Origin of the sequence: Nocardioides sp. (assembly GCF_036274455.1) — a bacterium.
GTDB lineage: Bacteria > Actinomycetota > Actinomycetes > Propionibacteriales > Nocardioidaceae > Nocardioides.
Genome location: NZ_DASUFR010000147.1, coordinates 1 through 18,795 on the forward strand (window position 1 = coordinate 1; position 18,795 = coordinate 18,795).

An 18,795-nucleotide genomic window follows, 5' to 3' on the forward strand; every position below is an offset into this window, starting at 1 on the left:
CCGGTCGCCCAGCGCCACGAACAGCTCCCCGTCGAGGACCACCCGCTCGGGCAGCTGCCGCTTGACCGCCTCGACCATCTCGGGGAAGTAGCGGGTCAGCGGCTTGGTGTTGCGGCTGGCGAGCTCGACCTCGTCACCGTCGCGGAACACGATGCAGCGGAACCCGTCCCACTTCGGCTCGAAGACCAGCCCGCTCCCGTGCCTGGCCGGGTCGGGGATGCCCTTGACGGACTTCGCGAGCATCGGGAGGACGGGCGGCATGACGGGCAGGTCCACGGTGGCGACACTAGCCGCGGGTCGGCGGTGGCTGAGGTGCGAAGGCCGTCAAGGCCTGAGCCTCGAAGCCTGGTGAGCCGGGGCTGGGGCTTGCGCAGGTGCCTTTCCTGTGGAGGCTTCGAGGCTCGGCGCCGGGGCGCCTCGCACCTCAGCCATCGTGGTCGGTCGGTCGTCTCTGGGGTGCTTCGCGACTCAGCCACCGTCGTGGGTCGGCTCGGCCCTCTACCCTTGGGCATCGATCCCCGGTTGGTCTGCCGGTAGGGCCCGCCTGACTTTGAATCAGGATTAGCGACGTAGGTTCGACTCCTACCCGGGGAGCAAGAGGTCGGCGACCTCGGCGCACTACACGGCTGCGCCGATGGCGAGGAACGCCGTGCAGAGCACGAAGAGGACCACGAGCAGCGGCGCGATGAAGCGCAGGTACTGGTCGTAGCGGACCTTGGCGAGCGCGAGCCCACCCATGACGACCGCCGACGTCGGGGTGATCAGGTTGACCAGGCCGGACGCGGACTGGAACGCCGTGACGACGATCGACCGCGGAACGTCCGCGAAATCCGCGAGCGGCGCCATGATCGGCATCGCGAGCGCGGCGTGTCCCGACGTCGACGGGACCAGGAACGCCAGCGGGATGTTGACGAAGAACATCGCGGCGCCGAACACGCCGTTCGAGGTGTCGTTGACGACGTTCTCCATCGAGTGCAGGACCGTGTCGGTGATCTGTGAGTTGTTCATGATCACGGTGATCCCGCGCGCCATCACGATGATGAGGCCGACGCCGACGAAGTCGGCGGCGCCCTTGACCAGGGTGTCGGTCAGGCCCTTCTCGCCGAGGCCGCCGATGAAGCCGACGACGATCGACATCGCGAGGAACAGGGCGGCCAGCTCGGGGAAGTACCAGTCGAGCTGCCATGCATAGCTGTCGGCGTCCGGGCCGTCGATGACCTGCGCCCACGGGACGATCGCAAAGATCATGAACGCGAACGTGAGCCCGACGATGGCCAGGACGATCCTCTGCTTGGCGGTGAGGTCCGCGACATCGCCGATGCCGGCGGCCGCGACCTCGTCGTCCCCCGGCTGCGGTTCGGTCCGCGAGCGGGCGGGATCCGCCTTGATCCGGCGTGCGTAGCGGAGCACGAACACGATCGCGATCGGCACCAGCACGAGGTACATCAGGAACCGCAGCCCGATGCCCTCACCGATCGAGATCCCCGCGGCATCGGAGGCGACGCCGGTGGCGAACGGGTTCACCGTCGAGGCGAGCGTGCCGACCCCGGCGCCGATCAGGATCGTGCCGGCGGCGACCATGCGGTCGTATCCAAGGCTCAGCATCAGCGGTACGACGAGCGCGTAGAAGCCCAGGGTCTCCTCGGCCATGCCCTCGGTCGTGCCGCCGATGGAGAACAGCACCATCAGCACGATGATCAGCACCGGGCCGCGCGTGGAGTAGCGCATCGCGACGCGTGCGATCCCTGCGTCGATCGCGCCTGTCTGCAGGCACATCGTGATGAAGATGCCGATCGCGATCACGAACATGAACACGCCGGCCGCGCCGAACAGCTCACCGGTCTCGTACGGCCCGATGAAGCCGGTGTCGAGGTTCTGGACACCGTAGAGGCCGTTGATCGGTGCGATGAACAGCTCCATCAGCCGGTCCATGAAGGACAGGCCGGCGTCGACGTGGTGGTAGGACCCGGGAACCGGGGCGCCGTCCTCCTGGTCGTAGGCCCCGGTCGGGATGATGAACGCCAGCAGCCAGACGGCGATGGTCACCACGAACAGCACCGTGAAGGCGCTCGGGAAGGTGAACTTCCGTCCGCTGGGCGCCTGCTCAGCCTCGGTGGTACGAGTCTCGGTGGACACGATCCTGCCTCCCTCGTGGTGGTCGCAGTGCCAAGATCCGGCTCACGTCGCTGGGGCGCTCACTCCACCGCATCACGCTCGATGGGGCAGGACATGCAGCGCGGTCCGCCGCGACCGCGTCCGAGCTCGCCACCGGCGATGGTGACGATCTCGATGCCGTTGCGGCGCAGGAAGGTGTTGGTCGTCGTGTTCCGCTCGTAGCCGAAGATCACACCGGGGGCCACGGCGAGGAAGTTGTTGCCGTCGTCCCACTGCTCGCGCTGGGCACCGAGGACGTCGATGGGTGTGCGCAGCACCCGCAGCTTCTCGATACCCAGGGCCTCGGCGACGACGGGGAAGAGCTCGGAGTTCTCGGCCACGCGGTAGTCACCTCCGCTGCCGACGGGCGTCAGCGTGAACGAGCGCAGGTCGTCGGGAAGGTAGGGATAGACGCTGAAGGCGTCCCTGTCGATCATCGTCATCGCGGTGTCGAGGTGCATGAACGCACGGGTCTTGGGCAGCTCGACGGCGATGATCTTGGTGACCGATCCGTGCGAGAAGTACTCGCGGGCCAGGAACTCCACGCCCTGGGGGGTGGTCCGCTCGCCCATGCCGATCATCACGGCTCCGTTGCCGATCACCAGGATGTCGCCACCCTCGCAATTGGCCGGGTCGTGGGTGATGTTGTCGTTGCCGTAGTAGAAGTGCAGCGGCGGGTCCGCGTCCCGGAACATCGGGTGGAAGTTGAAGACCAGCCTGGAGTTGATGGTCTCGCGCTTGCGGGCCGTCTTGGACATGGGGTTGATGGTCATGCCGTCGTAGACGAACGCCGTGTTGTCCCTCTGGAACAGGTGGTTCGGGAGGGGGGCGAGGAGGAAGTCGTCCGGGTCGAGGTACTCCATCAACAGGCTCGACGCCTCGTCCAGCTGCACGTCCCGCTTGAGCACCCCTCCGATCAGCACCTCGGAGAGGGTCTCGGCGGGCATGGAGGCGACGAGCTCGTCCAGTGGCGCGTCCAGCGCCGGCCCGAACCGGGTGGCGGTGGTGAGCTCGTCCTGGACGAACTCTCGGGCGTCCGGCTGGTCCAGCGCCTCTGCGAGGAGCTGGCCGAAGAGATGCACCTTGACGCCCTTGTCGCGGAGCTTCTGGGCGAAGGCGTCGTGCTCCTCGCGCGCGCGCTGGGCCCACATGACGTCGTCGAAGAGCAGGTCGTCGACGTTGGCCGGGGTGAGGCGGGTGAGCTCGAGCCCGGGCCGGTGGACGATCACCTGGTGAAGCCGGCCGACCTCGGAATCGACGTGCAACATGAGCGTGAAGGTAGACGGGCCGACGTACTGCCTGCCTCACCCGTACCGGGGGACGCCGACTGGCCGGGCGTGGTGGGAACGTCCCCTCGGGATGGCTCCGCGCTGAGCTGGGCCGGCCACACCCTTGCAGGTCGCGGCGGCACGGGAGATGCGATGGCGCGAGTGGAGCCCCTGGCGGGCGAACAGGCCCGTGCCGGCGCGGGCCTGGTCCTGATGACGCTGGCCTCGGCGCAGTTCCTGATGACCCTCGACAGCTCGGTGATGAACGTGTCGATCGCCCAGGTGGCCAAGGACGTCGGGACGACGGTGACCGGCGTGCAGACCGCGATCACGCTCTACACCCTGGTGATGGCGACGACCATGATCACCGGCGGCAAGATCGGCACGATGATCGGCCGACGCCGGGCGTTCGCGATCGGGTGCGTGGTCTACGGTGCCGGCTCGTTCACCACCTCGCTGGCGCCGAACCTGGCGGTGCTGATCTTGGGCTGGTCGGTGCTGGAGGGGCTCGGCGCCGCGCTGATCATGCCGGCCATCGTCGCGCTCGTGGCCTCCAACTTCGGCGCTGCCGACCGGCCCCGGGCCTACGGGCTCGTCGCGTCGGCGGGCGCGATCGCCGTCGCCGCCGGACCGCTGATCGGCGGCGCGGTCACGACGTACTGGACGTGGCGGCTGGTCTTCGCCGGCGAGGTCGTGATCGTGATCGCCATCCTCGCACTCACCCGCCGGATCCAGGACGCGCCGCCGGAAGCCCGCTCCCACCTGGACATCAGGGGTGCGGCACTCTCGGCGGCCGGGCTCGGGCTCGCCGTCTACGGCGTGCTCAGGTCCGGCTCCTGGGGCTGGGTGGACGCCAAGGAGGGGGCCCCCAGCATCGCCGGCCTCTCGCTGACGCTGTGGCTCATCGTCGCGGGCGTGGTCGTGCTCCGGCTCTTCATGGCCTGGGAGCGGCACATGGTGGCCCAGGGTCGCGAGCCCCTGGTCGACCTCGACATGCTGCGCAACGCCCAGCTCACCGGCGGGCTGGTGATGTTCCTCTTCCAGTTCCTCCTCCAGGCCGGACTGTTCTTCACCATCCCCCTCTACCTCTCCGTCGCGCTCGGGCTGAGCGCGCTGGACACCGGGGTCCGGCTCCTGCCGCTCTCGGTGACCCTCCTCGTGGCCGCGATCGGGATCCCGAGGTTCTGGCCGACCGCATCCCCTCGGAAGGTGGTGGCCTGGGGGCTGGCCGCGCTGCTGGCGGGCATCATCGCCCTGCTCGCCGCGCTCGACATCGGGACCGGCCCGGAGGTCGTGACCGTCCCCCTGCTCCTGGCCGGGCTGGGCGTCGGCGCCCTCTCCTCGCAGTTGGGCGCGGTCACGGTCTCGGCGGTGCCGGACCGGATGAGCGGAGAGGTGGGCGGTCTGCAGAACACCTCGACCAACCTCGGTGCCTCGCTCGGTACGGCGCTCGCGGGCTCGGTGCTGATCGGCGCGCTCACGGCGTCGTTCCTTAACGGCATCGAGAACAACCCCGACGTGCCGGACCAGGTCAGCGAGTCGGCGCAGGTCCAGCTGGCCGGCGGCGCGCCGTTCGTCTCCGATGCCGACCTCGAGGGCGCGCTCGAGGACGCCGGGGTGCCCGATGACGTCTCTTCCACGATCGTCGACGAGAACACGTCCGCGCGGATCACCGCGCTCCGGCTGAGCCTGGCGGTCCTGGCCCTGCTCGCCGCCCTCGCGATCTTCCTCACCCGGCTGCTGCCCACCCGGGCGGTCGGCTCGCCCGCCGGCGCCGCGGCGTCCGCTCCGCCGGGAGCGGAGGCGACGTGATCGTCCCGCGCTGGGAGTGGCGCAGCTTCGGCCAGGAGCTCGGCGAAGCCGGCGCGGTCTTCGCCGAGCTGCCGGTCGAGCAGGTCGTCGAGAGCACCGAGCTCTACGTCGTGTCGGCGACGGGCACCGACGTCGTCAAGGTGCGTGACGACCTGATGGACATCAAGCACCTGCAAGAGGTGAGCGAGGACGGGCTCGAGCAGTGGACGCCGGTCATGAAGGCGAGGTTCCCGCTCTCGCCGAGCGAGCTCGACGCAGTCACGACCGCGCTGGGGGTCGCCGTGACCGCACCGGCTCGTGACGAGTACCCGCTGGACGTGGTGCTCGACGAGGTGGTCGGCCCGAACCCCGACCTGCTCGCCGTCGACGTGCACAAGCGTCGGGTCCGCTATCGGATCGGCGGATGCATGGCGGAGCTCACCGAGGTGCGCACCGAGCGTGCCGCGACGAACACGGTCGCGATCGAGTCCGAGGACCCGGCCCTCGTCATGGCCGTGCTCAGGGACCTCGGGCTGGCCACGTATCCCAACGTGAACTTCGGACGCGGTCTCAGGGTGCTGGAGCGGTTCGGGCCGGAGCGGTTCGCCGTCATCGACGTGGGGACCAACTCGGTGAAGTTCCACATCGGCGAGCGGACGGCGGACGGCGACTGGCGGACCGTCGTCGACCGCGCCGAGGTCACCCGGCTCGGCGACGGACTCAGGGAGACCGGCCGGCTCGGTCCCGAGCCGACGGCGAGGACGGTCGAGGCGATCGCCGCGATGGTCGAGGAGGCGAAGCAGCAGCGGGTCGGTGCGATCGCGGCGGTGGGGACGGCCGGGCTGCGCATCGCCGGCAACGCGGCAGACTTCGTCCGCGCCGTCCAGAACCGCTGCGGCGTCGTCGTCGAGGTCATCTCCGGCGAGGACGAGGCCCGCCTCGCCTACCTGGCGGCCACGACAGGGCTGCCGGTGCGCGGGCCGAGCGTCGTGTTCGACACCGGCGGCGGCAGCTCCCAGTTCAGCTTCGGCGAGCGCGACCGGGTGGACGAGCGGTTCAGCGTCGAGGTCGGCGCGGTCCGGTTCACCGAGCAGTTCGCCCTCGACGGTGTGGTCTCGGACGACGACCTGGCCGCGGCGCTCGCCGCGATCGGCCGCGACCTCGACCGCCTCGACGGGCGCGACCCACCCGAGACCCTGATCGCGATGGGCGGCGCGGTGACCAACCTCGCCGCGGTCAAGCACGCGCTCGCCGCCTACCACCCCGACGTCGTGCAGGGCACGGTGCTCGACCGGGACGAGATCGACCGGCAGATCGAGCTCTACCGGACCCGCACCGCGGACGAGCGACGGAGCATCGTCGGGCTGCAGCCGGCGCGCGCCGAGGTCATCCTCGCCGGGGCCTGCATCGTGCGGACCGTGCTCGACAAGCTGGGCGCGGACTCGCTCACCGTCAGCGACCGTGGGCTGCGCTACGGCGTGCTCGCTGAGCGGTTCGGCACGCGAGGAACGGCGGCGCGCTGACCTGCACGCAACCTGCACACAGCAGAGCCGTCGGCGAGTGCTTCCGGGCGATGCTTGACAGCGGGCGGCGTCGGGAGTCACATATGCCCACCCGTCCACCCGGCTCCAGAAGGACAACGATGACCTCAGCACGACTCCTGCGCACCGTCGCCGGCGCCTCCGCAGTCACTCTCGCAGTCGGCCTCGTGTCGACCGCCGGGACCGCGTGGGCGGACAACCCGCTCGCGCCCCGAACGACGTTCACCATGGTGGTCAACCCGGCGGACGGGACCGTCGCGGCCGCCACCGACGGTGAGGCGATCCCGAACATCGACTCGGTGAAGTCGACGATCCGCGCCTACTACAACGCCAGCGGTGGGATCGCGAACAAGACCAGCTCGCGCTACATCGACGAGGTGCACGCGATCGAGAACCGGATCCTCAACAGCCTGCCGGACCCCGCGCCCGCCAACGCGGCGCTCACCTTCGACGTCGACGACACGCTGCTGTGGAACTACGACTTCGAGGACAAGGCCACCAACTTCAACTTCGACCCCGCGCTCAACGCGCAGTGGGTCACCGACCACCTGTTCGTGAAGGTGCCAGGGATGCCAGGGCTGCTCAGGCAGCTCAACCAGCGCGGCTACGCGCTCTACGGCATCACGGGTCGCCCCGGCGCCCAGGAGGCCGACACGATCGCGAACCTCAACGAGCAGGGCTTCACCGACAACGGCCAGCCCGGCGGCACGCCGCTGTTCACCGCCGCGACCATGTACACCAAGGACCCGACGGTCGCCGGTCCTCCCGCGTCCATCCCGACCCAGCCGTGGGTCGACTGCACCGCGGACGGCAATCCGGCCTCCTGCTCGACGGTGGAGTACAAGGCGCTGACCCGCGAGAACATCGAGAATGCCGACGGCGTTCACATCGTGATGAACGTCGGTGACCAGTGGAGCGACCTCCAGGGCGGCTTCGCCGACAGCTCGACCAAGATCCCGAACCCGACCTACTTCCTGGCCTCGCCCGACCTCCTGACCGCGCCGACGAGCGATGACTCGATGGTTCCGCCCACGTCGTACGTCATGCAGCCGGACGGCTCCAGCGGCTACTCGCTGCGCACCGGGGACGACATCCCGAACATCGACCCGTTGCGGAAGATGATCCGGGGCTACTACGGCGCCGACTCGAGCGGCATCGCCAACAAGACGACCTCGCCCTACATCACCCAGCTCGCCGCGCTGGAGTCGGCCTGGACGCCGCAGGTGGTCAGCAACTGCACGACCCGGGCCACGGCCTACAACGCAGCGCTGGCTGAGCAGGACGCCGCCAAGGCCAAGGTCGCCAAGGACGAGAAGAAGGTCAAGAAGGCGAAGAAGGCGGTGAAGAAGGCGAAGAACCCGGAGGCCCGCAAGCGTGCGCAGAAGAAGCTCGACAAGGCGAAGAAGAAGCTGAAGAAGGACCAGGCCGCGCTCGACGCGATCACGCTGCCCGCTCAGCCGGCCGTGGTCTTCGACGCCGACGACACGACGCTGTGGACCTACGACATGGAGGACGGGGCGATGAAGTTCGTCTTCGACCCGGTCCTCCAGGGCACCTGGGTCTCCCAGCACCTCTTCCCGGCCACGCCCGGGATGCCCGGTCTCGTCAAGGCCGCGGCTGCGGCAGGCTGCACCGTGGTCGGCCTGACCGGCCGGGGCACCAGCCAGCAGGCCGACACGGTCGCGAACCTCACCGAGAAGGGGTACGTGGACGCGGCGGGCAAGCCGCTGTTCACCTCGGCGCACTACTTCACCAAGGGAGCGGTCACGGTCTCCAACGGCAACGCCTCGATCCCGACCCAGCCGTGGGTCGACTGCGGCTCCGACAACGCGTGCTCGACCATCGAGTACAAGTCCGGCACCCGCGCGCACATCGAGGACCAGGGCTACGACATCGTCGGCAACTTCGGCGACCAGTGGTCGGACCTGATCGGTGGGTTCGCCGACCACGTCTACAAGCTGCCGAACGCGACCTACTACCTGCCCTGAGCAGAGCAGGCACTGCCCGTCCGGGCACCGGCTCACACGTCCTAGAGTGAGCCGGTGCCCGGAGAGCTGACCGTCATCGTCCTGGCCGCCGGCGGCGGGACCCGGATGAAGTCGAAGACCATGAAGGTCCTGCACCCGGTGGCCGGCCGGAGCATGGTCGGGCACGTCCTGGCGGCCGTCCAGCAGGTGCAGCCGCGGCGGATCGTCGCGGTGGTCGGCCACCAGCGCGACCAGGTGGCACCGCACATCCAGTCGCTCGCGCCGGAGGTCCTGCTCGCCGTGCAGGAGGAGCAGCACGGCACCGGCCACGCGGTGCAGGTGGCGATGGACGCGGTGGCCGCGGCCGGTGAGGTGCCGGAGGGCACGGTGCTGGTGGCCTACGCCGACACGCCCCTGCTCGAGGCAGGGTCGCTGCGGCGGTTCGCCGAGGAGCACGAGGCGGCGCAGCGGGCGGTGAGCATCCTGTCCGCCGTCGTGGCCGACCCGTTCGGCTACGGACGGGTGGTCCGCAACGAGGACGGCGAGGTCGAGGGGGTCGTCGAGGAGAAGGACGCGACCGACGAGCAGCGCACGATCCAGGAGATCAGCTCGGGCATCCTCGCCTTCGACGCGACGTTCCTGGCCCAGGCGCTGCCGAAGCTCTCCAACGACAACGCCAAGGGCGAGTACTACCTCACCGACACCGTCGGACTGGCCCGCGAGGCGGGGCTGCACGTCGGTGCGCACGAGCTCGACGACGTGCTGCAGACCGAGGGGGTCAACGACCGGGTCCAGCTCGCGCGCACCGGCCGGGTGATGAACGAGCGGATCGTGACCCGCTGGATGGAGGCCGGGGTCACGGTGATGGACCCGGCAACCACCTGGATCGACGCCGACGTCGTGCTGAGCCCGGACGTCACCCTGCTGCCGGGAGTCCAACTACTGGGCGCGACGGTCGTGGCCGAGGACGCGGTCATCGGGCCGGACACCACGCTCAAGGACTGCGAGGTCGGCGAGGGCGCCCGCGTCGTACGCACCCACGCCGAGCTGTCGGTGATCGGGCCGGGCGCCGACGTCGGGCCCTACGCGCGGCTCCGGCCGGGCAGCGTCCTCGGCGCGAAGGGCAAGATCGGCACCTTCGTCGAGACCAAGAACGCCCAGATCGCTGACGGCGCCAAGGTCCCGCACCTCTCCTACGTCGGTGACGCCGAGATCGGCGAGGGCAGCAACATCGGGGCCGGCACGATCTTCGCCAACTACGACGGCGTCGCGAAGCACCGCACGAAGGTCGGCCGCTACGCCAGGACGGGCGCCAACAACACCTTCGTGGCGCCGGTGGAGGTCGGCGACGGAGCCGGTACGGCGGGCGGCACCGTGGTCCGTCGCAATGTGCCGCCCGGTGCGCTCGCGGTCAGCGGCGGGCCGCAGCGGAACCTCGAGCGGTGGGCGATCTCCAAGCGTGCCGGCACCCCCCAGGCGGACGCCGCCGCAGCCGCTCTCGACGGCGTGGAACACTTGGGCGAGGAAGACGGCGAGTGACACCCGCCGAGGCCGACCTGCCGGGAGTGCTCCACGCATGACGGGAATGAAGCGCACCACCGAGAAGAACCTGATGGTCTTCAGCGGTCGGGCGCATCCCGAGCTCGCCGAGGAGGTCGTCTCGCTGCTCGACACCGAGCTGGTCCCGCAGTCGGCCTACGAGTTCGCCAACTCCGAGATCTACGTCCGTTACGAGGAGTCGGTCCGAGGCTGCGACGCGTTCGTCCTCCAGAGCCACACCGCTCCGATCAACGAGTGGATCATGGAGCACCTGATCATGGTCGACGCCCTCAAGCGGGCGAGCGCCAAGCGGATCACCGTGGTCATGCCGTTCTACGGCTATGCGCGCCAGGACAAGAAGCACCGCGGCCGCGAGCCGATCTCGGCCCGGCTGGTGGCCGACCTGTTCAAAACCGCCGGGGCCGACCGGCTGATCACCGTCGACCTGCACGCCGACCAGATCCAGGGCTTCTTCGACGGCCCCGTCGACCACCTGATGGCCCTGCCGATCCTCGCCGACCACGTCCGCGCCAAGTACGGCGACCAGCCGCTCGCCGTCGTCTCGCCGGACGCCGGCCGGATCAAGGTCGCCGAGCGCTGGGCCTCGCGGCTCGGCGGTGCGCCGCTGGCATTCATCCACAAGAGCCGCAACATCGACCGACCCAACGAGATCGTCGCCAACCGGGTGGTCGGAGCCGTCCGGGGCCGGATGTGCGTGCTGGTCGACGACATGATCGACACCGGCGGGACCATCACCAAGGCGGCCGAGGCGATCATGGCCGACGGTGCTGCCGGCGTGGTCATCGCGGCCACCCACGCGATCCTCTCCGAGCCCGCGGTCGACCGGCTCAAGAACTGCCCGGTGTCCGAGGTGGTCGTCACCAACACCCTCCCGATGACCCCGGACCGCGAGTTCGACAAGCTCACCCAGCTCTCGATCGCGCCCCTCATCGCGCGCGCGATCCGCGAGGTCTTCGAGGACGGCTCGGTGACCTCGATGTTCGACGGGCACGCATAGTCAGTCGCACGGTGGCCCGAGTCTCGACCACCGCTCATCGAGCTTGTCGAGATGTCCGCCGCCGGCGCTGGGACTGGCCCGGGTGTCTGGGCTGCGGTGGTCTCGACAGGCTCGACCAGCGGATGGTTGCGTGACTGCCGATGCGTGAGTACTCGACACGAGAGCCCGACCTGGCCGGCCCGCAGGCAGATCCGGCCGATGAGTTCCTGCGGCTGGCCTGCCTGACCTACGGCGGAGACTCCCCGGCCCGGTGGGCCAACGCGCAGGCGCTGCTGGTGGGCCGTCCGGACCTGGGGTCGGACAGCGTGCACGTGGCCGCCGCCCGCGCGGACGGTACGACGCTGCGACGGCTCCTGGCCGCCGACCGGGCCAAGGCCGCCACCGAGGGTGGGCCGTTCGGGTGGCCGCCGCTGCTCTACCTCGCCTACGCCCGGCACGACCCGGAGGTGACCGCCGAGGCGGTCCGCGACGCCGTCTGTGCACTGCTGGAGGCGGGCGCCGACCCGGACGCGGGCTACCTCTGGCACGGCAACCACCCGCCGTTCACCGCTCTCACCGGCGCCTTCGGGCACGGCGAGAGCGGGGTGACCGCCCAGCCGCCGCACCCGCAGTGGGAGGCGCTGGCGCGGGCCCTGCTCGAGGGCGGAGCCGACCCCAACGACGCACAGACGCTCTACAACCGCACCTTCGACCCCGACGACTGCCATCTCGAGCTGCTCTTCGAGTTCGGGCTGGACGACCGGGACGAGCTGGCCTTCCAACTGGCCTGGGCCGTGGCCCACGGCATGGACGAGCGGGTCAGGCTCCTGGTCGCCCACGGCGTGGACCCGGACACCGAGGTCGGCGGCCGCTACGGGATCGCCCGGCGCTCGGCGTACGCCGCCGCCGCGACCAGCGGCCACCCCAGCACCGCGGAGCTGCTCGAGCGTCTCGGCGCGTCGCCGGTGCTGTCGCCGGAGGAGGCGGTCCTGGCCGCGGTGTTCACGGGAGCAGCCGTCGACCCGGAGGCGGTGGCCGCGGCCGTCGCGGCCCGGCCCGGACTGGTGGCGTGGGCGGCCGAGCTCGGCGACCGCGACGCGGTCCACCGCGCGGTCGGGCTCGGCTGGGACGTCAACCGCAAGGCCCGCATCGACGTCCCCTCGGACCAGGAGTGGGAGACCGGGCTGCACGCCGCGGCGGGCAACGGGGACACCGGGCTGGTGAGACTCCTGCTGGAGCTCGGCGCCGACCCGGCGGTGACCGACACCCGGTTCCGGGCGACCCCCGCCGGCTGGGCCGAGCACTTCGGGCACGACGACGTCGCCGCCCTCCTCGGCGACCGCTCCCGCTAGACCCTGTCGTCCAGGACGTCCTCCCACTGCCGGCGCAGCACCGTCGGGAGCTCGCCGGCCAGCGCCTCCCGCAGCAGGTCGAGCTGGGCCTCGTCGAGGTGGAACGCCGGAAAGCCCACCCCGACCGTCTGTGCGAAGGCCGGCCCGCGCGCCGCCCAGCGGGGACCGGCCTCGAGGTAGCGGGGCAGGTACGCCGCCGCGAGCCCGGCCTGCTCGGCCGGCCACAGGCCGCTGGTGACGGCGGTGAACTGCCGGTTCGAGACGTCCTCGCCCACCAACGATGCCCACGCCTCGTCCTTGGCGTCGGCCGTGGGCCGGGCGGCCAGCGCGGTGGCGGCGCCGAGGTCCCCGTCCGCCGTACCGTCGCGGCGGCGCTCGGCCTCGATCGCGCCGGCGTCGAGAGCGCCCAGGAGGGCCAGCCGGTGCACGACCTGCCAGCGCAGCTGCGGGTCCAGCTCCACGTCGTGGTCGGTGCGTCCCTCGGTCAGCCAGCGGCCCAGCTCGGTGACGTCCCGGCTGGCCCTGGCCAGGCCGCGGGTGAACCCCTCGGGATCGGAGCCCGCGTCCAGCCCCGCCCTGCACGCCGCGGCCACCCGCTCGTGGACGGTCGCGGCCTGCGCTGCGGGCACCCGCCGGGACAGGACCGGGCCGAGCGTCGACTGCGGGACCGTGGTGACGATGCTGGAGCTCCGCTCGGCCGGCAGGTGCCGTTCGACGAGGTCGAGATAGCGCTCGACCGGGAGGTCGCGGGCGTAGACCGCGTCCAGCGCGGTGCACCACAGCACCGACCGGGCCAGGTCGTCCTCCAGGGAGCCGAGGCCGTCCTCGACCGCGGCCCACGACCGCTCGTCGAGGACCACGCGAGCGAACGTCTCGCCGTGTGAGTTGGGGACGACGACCCGGCCGGGCCAGTCGTCCAGCCGGACCGGCTCGTCGTCGAGGTCGACCCAGCGGCTGTCACACTCGGCCAGCGCGTCGTCGTAGGCCGTGACCAGGAGCCGGTGCGGACGCTTGCCCTCGCGGACCAGCACCGCCACCCCTCCGTCGCGCTCGACGCGGATGGTGTCGTGCCCGGCGTCCCGCAGCCACACGTCCGCCCAGCTGCGCACGTCGCGCGGCGAGGCGTCGTCGAGGGCGTCGACCAGGTCCGCCAGCGTCGCGTTGCCGAACCGGTGGCGGGTCAGGTGCGCGTTCACGCCGGCCAGGAAGTCCTCGTCGCCCATCCACGTGACGAGCTGGCGCAGCGCCGAGGCGCCCTTCACGTAGGAGATCGCGTCGAAGTTGGTCGACGCGGTGTCGACGTCGGGCACGTCCTCGGGCAGCGGGGCGACCGGGTGGGTCGAGCGGCGCCGGTCGGCCACCATGGCGCGCGGCTTGTGGGTCACCTGGAAGCCCACCCAGGTGCCCTCGAAGCCGGCCGCCGCCTCGCTGACCCGGAACCCCATGTATTCCGCGAACGACTCGTTGAGCCAGAGGTCCTCCCACCACGTCTGCGTCACGAGGTCGCCGAACCACATGTGCGACATCTCGTGGGCGATGACCATCGCCCGCTGCCGTCGCTCCACCTCGGTGACCCGGCCGCGGGGGAGCATCTCGTCGCGGTAGGTGACGCAGCCCGGGTTCTCCATCGCGCCCCAGTTGAGCCCCGGCACGAAGACCTGGTCGTAGGTGTCGAACGGGAACGGCTCGTCGAACAGCTCGCCGAAGTGGTCGAAGCACTGCTCGGTGACCCGCCGCAGCTCGTCGAAGTCGCGGTCGAGCTCGCCCCGGATCGAGGCGCGCGCGTGCCAGCCCATCGGGAGGCCGGCGTGCTCGAAGGTCCGCGAGTGCCACGGGCCGGCGCAGAGCACGAACAGGTCGATCGGGATCGGTGGCGTCGGCGCGAACTCCCAGGCGCCGGCCCCCTGCGTGCCGGGAGCGTTGGAGAGCACGGTCCACGAGGGGTCGGCCACCACCCGCACGGCGACGGGCGCCTTGAGGTCGACCTGGTCGAAGCAGGCGAAGACCCGCTGGGTGATGTCGATCCCGACGTAGGCGCTGACATAGCGCTCGCCGTCGGCGGGGTCGGTGAAGGTGTGCATCCCGTCGCCGTCGGTCACGTAGGGGAGCCGCGTGTCGACCACCACCTCGTTGCGGTCCACGAGCCCGGTCAGCAGGATCCGTGTGCCGTCGTACGCCGCATCGACCGCGACGCCGTTGACGCTGACCCGGACGTCCTGGCCGCGGTGCAGCTCGAGGAAGGTCTCGGGAGCGCGGGAGGCGAACCGCACCGTCGCGCGGCTGCGGAACGACGCCGGGTCGGTGAGGTCGATCTCGACGGCGTACGAGACGTCGGAGAGCTGCGCGGCCCGCGCGCGGGCCTCGGCGAGCGTGAGGGAGGGCACGGACTCAACCTACGGATTGGCCGATGCGCGGGCACCACGGATAAACTGCTGCGGTTGCCTCGGCGAGGGAGCCCACTGCAGGTCAGGGCTCCGTGATCGACAGGGCAGGCGCTCCGGCTCTCGGGCGGGCGTGCCTCCGCGATCGCGTCGAGGCCCCGGACCCACGAAGACACCGAGGAGCACCCCCAGCATGGCCACCGAGAAGATCGCCGCCGAGACCCGCACCGAGTTCGGCAAGGGCGCCGCGCGCCGGATCCGGCGCGAGCACAAGATCCCCGCGGTCGTCTACGGCCACGGCAACGACACCGTGCACGTGACCCTGCCCGGCCACGACACGATGATGGCGATCAAGCACGGCGGCGCGAACGCGCTGCTCGAGCTCGTCATCGAGGGCAAGGAGCAGCTGGCGCTGACCAAGGCCGTCCAGATCGACCCGATCCGCCGGATCATCGAGCACATCGACTTCGTCGCCGTGCGCCGCGGCGAGAAGGTCACCGTCGACGTACCGGTCCACCTGCACGGCGACGCGGCGCCGGAGACCCTGGTGGTCACCGAGCACGCGACCGTCCAGATCGAGGCCGAGGCCACCGCGATCCCGGAGCGCATCGAGATCGACATCACCGGCGCCGAGGTCGGCACCCAGATCCTGGCCGGCTCGCTCACGCTGCCGGAGGGCTCGGTGCTGCTCACCTCTCCCGAGACGCTGGTCGTGAACATCGTCCAGGAGCGCACCGAGGAGGAGGTCGAGGCCGAGCTGGAGGAGGCCGAGGCCGAGGCCGGCATCGAGCGCGAGGAGCACACGCCGACCGACGAGGAGCTGGCCGCCGACACCTCGGGCGAGGGCGAGGCTCCTGCTGCCGAGGGCGGCTCCTCCGAGGAGTGAGTGAGCGCCGCGCCGACGCAGTGACGGGGGCCGAGCCCTGGGTGGTCATCGGGCTCGGCAACCCCGGTCCGGCCTACGCCGGCCACCGGCACAACGTCGGCTACCTCGTCGCCGACGAGCTGATCCGCCGGCTCGGTACGCCCTTCAAGGCGCACCGGGCCAGCCGGTCCGAGGTGGCCGAGGCGCGGCTCGCCAGTGGAGGACAGGTCCCGGGCGCGCCCGGCCCCCGTGTGGTCGTGGTCCGGCCGCGCTGCTACATGAACGAGATCGGCGGGCCGACGAAGGCCGTGCTGAAGTTCTACGGGGTCGCGCCGGAGCGCCTGGTCGCCATCCACGACGAGCTGGACCTCCCCTTCGACACGATGCGGGTCAAGCTCGGCGGCGGCGACAACGGGCACAACGGGCTGCGCTCGATCCGGGCCTCGCTCGGGACGGGTGAGTTCTACCGGCTCCGGGTCGGCATCGGCCGCCCGCCCGGCCGGCAGGACCCGGCCGACTTCGTGCTCTCGAACTACTCGAGCGCCGAGCGCAAGGAGCTGCCGTTCCAGGTCGACCGGGCCGCCGACGCCGTCGAGTCGCTGCTGACCCTCGGCCTGGCCGAGACCCAGCAGCGGTTCAACTCCTAGACGGGGTCTTCACCCTTTGAGCGGCAGGTCGAACGGCGCGCGCCAGCCGATCTGGTAGGCGAGGCCGACCGCAGCCAGCTGCGACGAGACCTCGATCTTGGCCAGGACCGACTTCACCTGGGTGCGCACGGTGGTCTCGGCGGTGTTGCTGTGCCGGGCGACGTCGCGGACGGTGTGCCCCTGCATCAGCAGGCCGAGCACCTCCGACTCCCGCAGGGTCAGCTGGTCGAACTTGGCCCACAGCTGCTCGTTGCCCTCACGCTGCCTGGCCCAGGCGTCGAGGAGCTCCTCCCGCTCCTCCTTGGTCATGACCGGCAGCCCCTTGAGGAGCCGGTCGACGGTGCCGACCACCGTGGACAACGGGGTCGTCTTGGCGAGGACCTTGCGTGCGCCCGACATGATGGCCCGCGCCCACCGTCCGGGCTCCTCGGTGCCGGTCACGACCAGGACGTCGGTGCCGGCCCGGGCGATCGGCTCGATGAGTGCGAAGCCGTCGCCGTGCGGACCGAGGTCGAGGTCGAGGAGCAGCACCCGGGGACGCCGGCGCAGGACCTTGCTGATCAGGGGTGCCGTGGACGCACTGACGGGGAGCTCGACCCGTTCGGCGCTCAGCCCCGCCGCATTGAGCGCGAGCTCGAGTGCCTGGGCGAACAGCTGATGGTCGTCGATGATGACGACGCTGGCCTCAGAACCCGGCAACGGCGAGCTCCTCCGACGCCTGCATCACGGCCTCGGGCAGCGTCAGCACCATCCGGGTGCCAGGTGCCGTCGCGTCCAGCTCGAGCCGGCCGCCGAGCCGGCTGGCGAGCGCGGCTGCCGAGGCCAACCCGATGCCGCTGCCCTCCGACTCGGGTCCGCGGGTGCCCCAGTCGAACAGGGACTCGTGCAGCTCGGCGGGGATGCCCGGCCCGTCGTCGGCCACGGAGATCTCGACCTGGTGCTGGAGCCGGCGGACCTTGATCGAGATGTCGTCGGCGTTGCCGTGCGCGGCGGCGTTGTCGACCAGGATGTCGAGGATCGCCGCCAGGTCGTCGGGATCACCCGCGACCCGTACGTCGCGCGCCTCCCACGCCACCTCGCGGCCTCGGGCGCGGTGCACCAGGGCGATCCGGCCGGTCACCTCGGCCACGTTGAACGTGCCCTCGTAGCCCGTGGGGCGACCGCGCCGGGCCCAGCCACGGACCCGTCCGGGCTTCGGGGCCCGGTCGGCGAGCAGTCGCTGCAGCCGCTCGAGCTCGGCCAGCACCATGACCTCCAGCCCGGCCCGGTGGTCGGAGGGCGGCAGGTCGCGGATCAGCCTCGACGCGGAGGCGATCCCGGCCACCAGGCTGTTGATGTCGTGGAGGCGCGCACTGTCGATCCGGCGTTCGGCCTCGGCGGCCGCCAGCCGCCGCTGCAGCTCGACGAGCTGACGCTGCCCGTCGGTCATGACCTCGCGCAGCAGCGCCGCGGCGGTGGTCGCGAGCAGGAGCGAGCCGGCCAGGCCGACGGCGATCGAGATGACTCCCTGGGCGGCCTCGTCGAGGGGCGCCGAGGGCAGGAGCAGGATCCGGCTGGCCACGCACAGGCACACCGCGAGGGTCAACCGGTCGCGAGCCCACTGCGGCAGGGTGTCGAGGCGCTGCACCGCGACGGCCAGCCCGATCACCGCGAGGCAGAGCAGGACGGCGAACACCGGGAGGAGTCCCGCGTCCATCTGCGGGTCGGCGATGATGAGCAGCTGCTGGCCGACCAGGAAGGCCACTGCCAGCGGGACACCCACGACCAGGGGGTTGACCGGGCCGCCCCAACGACGCGCACACAGGAGCAGGGCGGTCAGCACGACGGTGAGCGCGACGCCGCCGACAAGGACGTTGGCCGTGTGCATCTCGAGCCCGTTGGGATGGGTCAGCCCGTAGCCTCCGCGGGCCAGGCCGGTGGTGGCCAGGATGCCGATGGCTGTCGCCAGCCACAGGCTCTGGTCGTTGCCGGCCAGCCGGCCGTGGCCGATCAGCAGCCCTGTCGCGACCAGGGCGCCGCAGGCGACGAGGAGAGTGCGGACGGCGACGAGCGTGTGGGTCAGGTCCCCGTTGTGCACGAGTGCGAGCGATCCGAGGGTCGGTCCGACGACCGCTGCGAACACGAGGACGGTGCCACGGGTGGACCAGAGTCCGTCCGGTGGACGTAGCGTCATTCGGCCCCCAAACCGTCGCGCCATGGCGACATGAAGACTCCCGGGCACCCCGCTCTCGCGCGGCACGAGCCTATACCACATCCGTCCCTCGCGTTGCAGGAGAACTCGCGTTGCGCGGCC

13 protein-coding genes, 1 tRNA gene and 1 pseudogene are annotated in these 18,795 nt (G+C 71.0%); 9 read left to right on the forward strand and 6 right to left on the reverse strand.

Annotation, left to right across the window (positions count from 1 at the left end):
• Window positions 1–276 (reverse strand): annotated as a pseudogene (locus tag VFV89_RS14325) (ATP-dependent DNA ligase); the annotation flags it as partial.
• Between the two features lie 239 nt (window positions 277–515).
• On the opposite strand from VFV89_RS14325, the gene VFV89_RS14330 reads away from it, so the two are divergent.
• A tRNA-Gln gene (locus VFV89_RS14330) sits at window positions 516–594 on the forward strand.
• Between the two features lie 24 nt (window positions 595–618).
• Here VFV89_RS14330 and VFV89_RS14335 read toward each other — a convergent pair.
• Entirely contained in the window at window positions 619–2,136 is a 1,518-nt protein-coding gene (locus tag VFV89_RS14335; RefSeq protein WP_329706627.1) for a YfcC family protein, read from the reverse strand.
• Window positions 2,137–2,195: 59 nt separating this feature from the next.
• Window positions 2,196–3,422: an arginine deiminase gene (locus tag VFV89_RS14340; RefSeq protein ID WP_329706628.1), complete on the reverse strand. Its 1,227-nt coding sequence runs from the start codon at window positions 3,420–3,422 to the stop codon at window positions 2,196–2,198.
• A 153-nt stretch (window positions 3,423–3,575) separates the two neighbouring features.
• Between VFV89_RS14340 and VFV89_RS14345 the strand changes: the two genes are divergently transcribed.
• The 6 genes from VFV89_RS14345 (at window position 3,576) to VFV89_RS14370 (ending at window position 12,609) form a co-directional block, all read left to right on the forward strand.
• The gene (locus VFV89_RS14345; RefSeq protein ID WP_329706629.1) at window positions 3,576–5,234 is read left to right on the forward strand and encodes an MFS transporter; all 1,659 of its coding nucleotides are present in this window, start codon (window positions 3,576–3,578) and stop codon (window positions 5,232–5,234) included.
• Window positions 5,231–6,736 (forward strand): Ppx/GppA family phosphatase, encoded by a 1,506-nt coding sequence (locus VFV89_RS14350; RefSeq protein WP_329706630.1) that lies wholly within the window; start codon window positions 5,231–5,233, stop codon window positions 6,734–6,736. Before VFV89_RS14345 ends, VFV89_RS14350 begins: the two co-directional genes overlap by 4 nt.
• Before the next feature lie 119 nt (window positions 6,737–6,855).
• The gene (locus tag VFV89_RS14355; RefSeq protein WP_329706631.1) at window positions 6,856–8,742 is read left to right on the forward strand and encodes an HAD family acid phosphatase; all 1,887 of its coding nucleotides are present in this window, start codon (window positions 6,856–6,858) and stop codon (window positions 8,740–8,742) included.
• Between the two features lie 54 nt (window positions 8,743–8,796).
• Window positions 8,797–10,260, forward strand: coding sequence for a bifunctional UDP-N-acetylglucosamine diphosphorylase/glucosamine-1-phosphate N-acetyltransferase GlmU (gene glmU / locus VFV89_RS14360; RefSeq protein WP_329706632.1), 1,464 nt, complete (start codon window positions 8,797–8,799; stop codon window positions 10,258–10,260).
• Window positions 10,261–10,297: 37 nt separating this feature from the next.
• Window positions 10,298–11,278, forward strand: a complete 981-nt coding sequence (locus VFV89_RS14365) for a ribose-phosphate diphosphokinase (protein WP_329706633.1) — start codon at window positions 10,298–10,300, stop codon at window positions 11,276–11,278.
• 140 nt (window positions 11,279–11,418) lie between these two features.
• Window positions 11,419–12,609, forward strand: a complete 1,191-nt coding sequence (locus VFV89_RS14370; protein WP_329706634.1) for an ankyrin repeat domain-containing protein — start codon at window positions 11,419–11,421, stop codon at window positions 12,607–12,609.
• Here the strand turns inward: VFV89_RS14370 and pepN are convergent.
• The gene (gene pepN / locus VFV89_RS14375; RefSeq protein ID WP_329706635.1) at window positions 12,606–14,993 is read right to left on the reverse strand and encodes an aminopeptidase N; all 2,388 of its coding nucleotides are present in this window, start codon (window positions 14,991–14,993) and stop codon (window positions 12,606–12,608) included. The genes VFV89_RS14370 and pepN overlap by 4 nt on opposite strands.
• A 190-nt stretch (window positions 14,994–15,183) precedes the next feature.
• On the opposite strand from pepN, the gene VFV89_RS14380 reads away from it, so the two are divergent.
• Complete coding sequence (locus tag VFV89_RS14380; protein WP_329706636.1) at window positions 15,184–15,876, forward strand: 50S ribosomal protein L25/general stress protein Ctc; 693 nt, start codon at window positions 15,184–15,186, stop codon at window positions 15,874–15,876.
• Window positions 15,873–16,502: an aminoacyl-tRNA hydrolase gene (gene pth, locus VFV89_RS14385; protein ID WP_329706637.1), complete on the forward strand. Its 630-nt coding sequence runs from the start codon at window positions 15,873–15,875 to the stop codon at window positions 16,500–16,502. The genes VFV89_RS14380 and pth overlap by 4 nt, the downstream gene beginning before the upstream one ends.
• Before the next feature lie 9 nt (window positions 16,503–16,511).
• Here pth and VFV89_RS14390 read toward each other — a convergent pair whose 3' ends face one another.
• Entirely contained in the window at window positions 16,512–17,201 is a 690-nt protein-coding gene (locus VFV89_RS14390; protein WP_329706638.1) for a response regulator, read from the reverse strand.
• Window positions 17,188–18,675 carry a HAMP domain-containing sensor histidine kinase gene (locus VFV89_RS14395; protein ID WP_329706639.1) on the reverse strand — a complete coding sequence of 496 codons (1,488 nt, stop codon included), beginning with the start codon at window positions 18,673–18,675 and terminating at the stop codon, window positions 17,188–17,190. Before VFV89_RS14395 ends, VFV89_RS14390 begins: the two co-directional genes overlap by 14 nt.
• Window positions 18,676–18,795 lie beyond the last annotated feature (120 nt).